Origin of the sequence: Rhizobium atlanticum (assembly GCF_030182485.1) — a bacterium.
GTDB lineage: Bacteria > Pseudomonadota > Alphaproteobacteria > Rhizobiales > Rhizobiaceae > Rhizobium.
Genome location: NZ_JAQJCJ010000003.1, coordinates 402,829 through 409,297, shown reverse-complemented (window position 1 = coordinate 409,297; position 6,469 = coordinate 402,829). Strand labels below are relative to the sequence as shown.

7 protein-coding genes are annotated in these 6,469 nt (G+C 62.5%); 3 read left to right on the top strand and 4 right to left on the bottom strand.

The genetic code is table 11. The features are described from left to right. On the bottom strand, positions 1–280 hold a 280-nt coding region (locus PH551_RS07280), incomplete at its 3' end, for an ATP-binding cassette domain-containing protein (protein ID WP_285192451.1). 232 nt (positions 281–512) lie between these two features. Here PH551_RS07280 and PH551_RS07275 point away from each other — a divergent pair. Together PH551_RS07275 and PH551_RS07270 are read left to right on the top strand one after the other, a co-directional pair. Beyond that, on the top strand, positions 513–1,559 hold the full coding sequence (locus PH551_RS07275) for a substrate-binding domain-containing protein (RefSeq protein ID WP_285192450.1): 1,047 nt from the start codon (positions 513–515) through the stop codon (positions 1,557–1,559). Between the two features lie 78 nt (positions 1,560–1,637). Continuing rightward, positions 1,638–2,846 carry an acyl-CoA dehydrogenase family protein gene (locus PH551_RS07270; protein ID WP_285192449.1) on the top strand — a complete coding sequence of 403 codons (1,209 nt, stop codon included), beginning with the start codon at positions 1,638–1,640 and terminating at the stop codon, positions 2,844–2,846. 72 nt (positions 2,847–2,918) lie between these two features. On the opposite strand, the gene PH551_RS07265 is transcribed toward PH551_RS07270, so the two are convergent. After that, positions 2,919–4,136: an SfnB family sulfur acquisition oxidoreductase gene (locus PH551_RS07265; RefSeq protein WP_285192448.1), complete on the bottom strand. Its 1,218-nt coding sequence runs from the start codon at positions 4,134–4,136 to the stop codon at positions 2,919–2,921. Positions 4,137–4,418: 282 nt separating this feature from the next. On the opposite strand from PH551_RS07265, the gene PH551_RS07260 reads away from it, so the two are divergent. Continuing rightward, positions 4,419–5,753 (top strand): LLM class flavin-dependent oxidoreductase, encoded by a 1,335-nt coding sequence (locus PH551_RS07260; RefSeq protein WP_285192447.1) that lies wholly within the window; start codon positions 4,419–4,421, stop codon positions 5,751–5,753. A gap of 18 nt (positions 5,754–5,771) precedes the next feature. Here the strand turns inward: PH551_RS07260 and PH551_RS07255 are convergent, their stop codons facing one another. Together PH551_RS07255 and PH551_RS07250 are read right to left on the bottom strand one after the other, a co-directional pair. Further along, complete coding sequence (locus PH551_RS07255) at positions 5,772–6,203, bottom strand: type II toxin-antitoxin system VapC family toxin (RefSeq protein ID WP_285192446.1); 432 nt, start codon at positions 6,201–6,203, stop codon at positions 5,772–5,774. Beyond that, positions 6,203–6,454 (bottom strand): type II toxin-antitoxin system Phd/YefM family antitoxin, encoded by a 252-nt coding sequence (locus PH551_RS07250; RefSeq protein ID WP_198175596.1) that lies wholly within the window; start codon positions 6,452–6,454, stop codon positions 6,203–6,205. The genes PH551_RS07255 and PH551_RS07250 overlap by 1 nt, the downstream gene beginning before the upstream one ends. Positions 6,455–6,469 lie beyond the last annotated feature (15 nt).

Here is a 6,469-nt window from a genome sequence, read left to right as displayed (position 1 = left end):
CCGCCGCGCCGACAATATCTGTCGATTGGTGTACGGTGACGACACCGGCTTTCGCCGCTTCGGCCGGGCTGCGCGGCGCGAAACGGTGGCCCTCGAGATGGATCGTGCCGCCATCAGCCGCGAGCACCCCGGAAAGGATCTTTACCAGTGTCGATTTGCCGGCGCCGTTTGCACCCATCAGCGCCACGATCTCGCCGCGCTCTATAGAAAGATCCGCGCCAGCCAGCGCCCGCGTCGACCCGAAACTGCGGGTGATGTTTCCAATGTGAAGAAGCGGCATCGACAAGATCCGGAACTGCATTCGAAGCGGAATTGTGCCCCGTTCGTGGGAGCGAATTCCAGGCACGCATTTCCCTGGTGAACTATGCCCGGGAAACAAAGAATCTCCCGCAGCCGGCAAAATCGGATCATTTAATCTACTAAAAGTATAGATATTATATCTAATAAATCGACGCGTCGCGAGGGCTGGAACCTGTCAGACGACGCCTCCGATTGTTAGAAGGAACGCGACGATGAAATCCCTCGCACGGCTCGCACTCTCCGCCGCCGTCATTCCGTTTATTCTCATTCAAGGCGCACACGCCGACGGCCTGTCCGGTGCTCCGGCACCCTTCGACAAGGGCGGCGTCAAGGTGGCGCTGATCAGCTATATCTCGGCGGGCGATTTCTTCCAGGCATATCAGGCCGGTGCTGAGGCCCAGGCCAAGGCTCTGGATATCGACCTGCGCGTCTTCCCCGGCCGGCAGGATGCCGCCGAGCAGCGAGAACAGATCCTGCAGGCGATCAATCTCGGCGTCTCCGGCATTGTCATCGACCACGGCCTGCCGGAATCGCTCGGCGACGTGGTCCAGCAGGCGCTCGACAAGGGCATCAAGGTCGTGGCCTTCGATGTCAACCTCAACAACCCGAAGATTCCGCAGGTCGAGCAGAGCGACCATGAACTCGCATCCCTCGCTCTCGAGCAGGTGGTAAAGGACAACGGCAAGGAATTCAAAGCGGGCTATGTCTATGTCGCCGGCTTTGCGCCCCTCGACCGCCGCAACGAAGTTTGGGACAAATTCAAGTCGGAGAATAAGGGCGTCGTAGAAAAGGCCCGCTTCGGCAATGTCAGCGACACGACGGCGACCTCGACCGCCGACCAGGCCAAGGCCGCGCTGGCCGCCAATCCGGATATATCTGTCGTCTTCGCGCCCTATGACGAATTCGCCCGCGGCGTAAAACTTGCCGCAAACGACCTTGGCATCGCCAAGAAACTCAAGATCTATTCGGCCGACCTTTCCACAGCCGATATCCAGGAGATCACCGAGGAGGGCAGCCCCTGGGTCGCAACGGTGGCGACCAATCCTGCCGTCGTCGGCGCCGTCTCCATCCGCGCTGCGGCGCTGGAAATCGCCGGACAGACGGTTCCCCATCAGATTACCGTCAAGCCGACCCTTCTGACGCAGGAAAGCCTGCGCGCCGCTGGCGTCAAGACGATCGAGGACCTGGCGGCCAAGATCCCGGCCTTCAGCACGAGCGATGCGGCGACCGCGAGCTGGATCCCGGACAAGCTGTTCTAAGGCTTTTCAGCGCGATCCTTCCGGCGGGAGCACTCGGCTCCCGCCGGATCATCTTTTTGGAGAATTGGAGCCCCGTCCATGAGCCAGTCCAATGTCGTCTTCGCGGTGAGCCGCAACCCGACGCGAGAAGACCTCTTTGCCCGTGCCGAGGAGATTTCGGCCGACCTTTCCCGCCGCGCCGCAGACCTCGATCGCGACGGTCGTCCGCCGCTCGCTGAAATCGTCAAGCTGAAGAATGCCGGGCTGCTGAATGCGCTGCATCCTACCGAGATTGGTGGCGGCGGCCTCGACTGGGTCGACGGTCTGAAGCTGGTGCGCATCCTCGCCCGGGGCGAGAGCTCGATCGGCCAGCTGCTCGGCTACCATTATGTCAACAGCCAGTACATTTACTGGGCGCTCGATCCGGCGCGTGCCCATGCACTCGGCAGCGAAACCGTCGCCAGGAACCTCTACTGGGGCGCCGCCGTCAACCCGCGCGATCCCGGTCTGGTGCTTACCCGCCGCGGCAACGGCTACGTGCTGAACGGACGCAAGTCCTTCTCCACGGCGGCGCGTGTCTCCGACTACATCAACGCCAATGCGGCGCTCGACGACAAGATCGCCGGCTTTGCCGTGCCGACCAATCGGCCGGGCTATGTCGCCAATGACGACTGGGACAATATCGGCCAGCGTCTCTCCGACAGCGGCAGCGTCGAATTCCGCGACTTTCCCGTCTACGAGGAGGATTTCGTTGGCGCCCCCGCCGCACCTGATGCCGCCGCGCCGGTGCTTTCAACCTTCAACACGCCCTTCATCCAGCTGGTCTTCGTCAACTTCTATCTCGGCACCGCCGAAGGCGCGCTGCAGGCGGCGGTGGATTATGTCCGCACCACCACCCGGCCGTGGATCACCTCGGGCGTAGAGCGGGCGGCCGACGATCCCTATATCCTCGAACGTGTCGGCGAATTCACCGCGGCGCTCAAGGCCTCGGCAGCCCTTGCCGACAGCGCAGCCGTTGCGGTGCAGGCTGGCCTTGCCCGTGGCCTGAAGGTAACTGAACGCGAGCGCGGCGAAGCGGCGGCCGAAGCCTATGCCGCCAAGGTTCACGCCACCCATGTCTCGCTCGACATCACCTCGCGCGTCTTCGAGCTGACCGGTGCACGCTCGACGGCCGACAAATACCGCTTCGACCGATTCTGGCGGAATGTCCGCACCCATACGCTGCACGATCCCGTCTTCTACAAGGCCAAGGAAGTCGGCGAATTCGTGCTGAACGATAAGATACCGGAGGTCAGCCTCTACAGCTGAGGCGACCACGGCCCCCATGAAAGCAAACCCACCGCCGGCGCGCCGGCGGCGGGTTTTTATGGGGGCTCGAATTCAGAGCGCGCCGTTCTTTGGCGGCCTGACGCCGTTCAGGTGATAGTTGCCGACGACATGGTACTTCCACCGCACGGGATCGTGCAGCGTATGGGTGCGGGCATTGCGCCAATGACGGTCGAGATTGAGGCCGATCTGCACCGACGAGGTGCCGGCAAGTTCGAAGAGCGTGTTGGAAGCCTCGAGCGCCACCTCGGTCGTCAGCACCTTGGCGGCGGCAACGGCAAGTGTCGCCTCGACCACCTTTTCCTCCGTCGTCTCGACCTGCGCGGCGTCAACCTTGTGACCGGCACGTTCCACCAGTGCCGTCGCCGCCTCCAGCCGGATGGCAATCTGCCCCACCTTGGCGATCGTATGGGGATCGTCTGAGGCGCGATCGAGGCCGCTATCCATCCAGGGGCGCGATTTCGTCCTGACGAAATCCAGTGTTGCGGCGAAGGCTGCCCGCGCGATGCCGAGATCCACACCCGCGTGGATGATCTGCCCCACCGAGCCGATCGTCGTCGGCCGCTCGAAGCCCTTGTGATGGAAAACCACGGAATCGGCGTTGACATAGACATTGTCGAGGATCGTCGTGCCGCTGCCGGTGGTGCGCTGGCCGAAGCCGTCCCAGTCGTCGACGATTTCAACGCCTTCGGTGCCCTTCGGCACGAAAGCCATGGTCAGCCGGTCTTCCGGATCAAGCGCGAAGACGGTGATCCAGTCGGCGAAGAGGACACCGGTCGAATAGAATTTGCGGCCATTGATCCGGTAGCCGGGCCCGTCACGGGTGATGCGCGTGTTGTAGTGGCCGACGGTCTTGGTGCCGCGCTCGGAAAGGGCATTGCCGAAGCGATCACCGGCCAGTACGCGGCCGAAGAAATAGCGCTGCTGCTCCTCGCTGCCATCGGTTCGCAGCGCCTCGAGAATATAGAAATGATTCTGCGGGATCTGGCCGATCGAACCGTCGGCCTCCGACAGGATCGCAGTGATCTCGGCAAGCACGGCGTTGGAAACGTCGAGCCCGCCAAATTGCGCGGGCACGGTGATCGCGAGGAGTCCGGACTGGGCGAGGAGATCAAGCTCAGCGAAAGGCAGGATCCGGTCGGCGTCACGTTCGGCGGCGCGCGCCGCAAATAGCGCAGCCAGCTTCCGCGCGGTGGCGATCGCCTCCTCGTCGCTGCCGATACGTGCGGCCACTGGCCGAATCTGGTCTGCTTGCCTCAGCACGCTGTTCATCGATGCCTCCAATACTGACGATGCTATCGGTGAAAGAAATCGGGCGCCGAGATAAGAGTACAAATTCTATAGATGTCATCGAAAATAAAAAGTGTTTGCTTATCAGCCTCCCGCCCGCGCCATTACGGTCTGGGAGGAAGGGTCGCGCTGCGGTGCCACTTGGAACGCCGGAAAAGTTTGCGGCTGAAAATGCCGCTTGCGGCCTCGATTTGATTTCATCGCATTCCTACGTATCCGAGATCCGGGGCAGGCGTCCGCCGTGCCCAATCCATGAGGAACATCATGACCCCACGGCAGTTGCGCCTCGGCGCTTTCATGCGTCCCGTCAGTCTGCACACAGGCGCATGGCGCTATCCCGGCTCCTATCCCGACGCCAACTTCAATTTCGCACACCTGAAATCCTTCGCGCAGGCGTTGGAACGGGCGAAGTTCGACGCCTTTTTCATGGCCGATCACCTCGCCGTGCTGAATATGCCGGTCGAGGCCCTGAGGCGCAGCCACACCGTGACCTCCTTCGAGCCGTTCACGCTGCTGTCTGCGCTGGCGGCGGTGACGGAGCGCATCGGCCTCGTCGCGACCGCTTCCACCACATTCGACGAGCCCTATCACATCGCCCGGCGATTTGCCTCGCTCGACCATATCAGCGGTGGCCGTGCCGGCTGGAACATCGTCACCACGTCCAATCCAGACGCCGCGCTCAATTTCGGCCTAGACGAGCACGTGGAGCATGGCGAGCGTTATCATCGTGCGCGCGAATTCTTTGATGTCGTGACCGGTCTTTGGGACAGCTTCGCCGATGATGCCTTCATCCGAGACCGGGAAAGCGGCCTGTTCTTCGATCCGGAAAAGATGCACGTGCTTAACCACAAGGGCGAGGAACTGAGCGTTCGCGGGCCGCTTAACATTGCCCGCCCGCCGCAAGGCTGGCCTGTCATCGTGCAGGCCGGCCAGTCCGATCCCGGCCGTCAGCTCGCAGCCGAGACCGCCGAAGTGGTTTTCTGTTCGCCGCGCGGACTGGCCGCGGGCAAGGCGCTCTATGCCGATATCAAGGGGCGCATGCAAGCGATCGGCCGTGATCGCGACCATCTCAAGATCCTGCCGGCCGCCTTCGTCATCGTCGGTGACAGCATCGAGGAGGCCCGCGCCAAACGCGCCACCCTCGACAGCCTTGTGCATTACGACAGCGCCATCGCCTCGCTGTCGATCGCGCTCGGCCATGATGTTTCCGGCTTCGATCCCGACGCGCCGCTGCCGGCCGATATTCCCGACACCAATGCCAGCAAGACTGGCCGGGCACAGGTGCTGAAGCTCGCCGCCGAGGAGAAGCTGACCGTTCGCCAGCTGGCGCAGCGTTACGGCGGCTATGCCGGCCTCGCCTTCGTCGGCACGCCGGCAAGCATCGCGGACGAGATGGAACTATGGCTGGAGGAAGAAGGCTCGGACGGCTTCAACATCGTCTTCCCCTACCTGCCGCAGGGCCTCACCGACGTCACCGAACGGCTGGTTCCCGAGTTGCAGCGCCGCGGCCTGTTCCGCAGCGAATACGAGGGCACCACACTGCGCGAGCATCTCGGATTGCCACGGCCGGAGAACCGGTTTTTCGCCGCAGGCGCATGAACAACGGCTCGCGAGTGCTCAACCCGGCGTGCCGGCAAAGCGCCAGGGATCGATGCATTCGACCCCGAGCGGGATGAAATGCACAACATTGCGCGTCACGAGTTTCAGCCCGTGCTCCAGCGCCGTGGCGGCGATCATCGCATCGGCGGAGGGACGCTTATCTGCGGTCGGCAGGAGACCGGCTCGGCTTGCCGTCGCGGTATCGAAGGGTAGGATGCGTCCGGCGAATTCCGCCAGCACGATCTCGTCCATCCAGCGGCGAAGATCCTCGGCGAAGCCAGGATCCCTTGTCCGCTCACGCTGGATGCCGAACTGGATTTCCATGATCGTGATCGCCGCGAGATAGGCTTCGGCAACGGAAAATTCCTTCATGAAGTCTTGGAATTCCTGCGCCTGCCGTTCGACCCTGCGCGCAGCGGAAATGATATTCGTATCGAGCAGGAATGCCATCAGAACTCGACGGTCCTGCCGTCGAAGCCAAGCCGCTCAGGCTCGAATTCTCGCTCATCCGCCCGAGGATCGCGCAATGCCGCAAAGAGCGTCTTCGGCGCTTTCCAATTCGCCTGGAATTCGGCGTAGCTGACAAGCACATAGGCTGCCTCGCCATGATCGGTGATCACGAGCGGCCGCTCATTCGCCTCTTTCTTCGCCTTGCTCGGATTCTGGTTGAAGGCGGCGCTGGTCATGAAGGACATTCTCATCGAAAGATCCATACT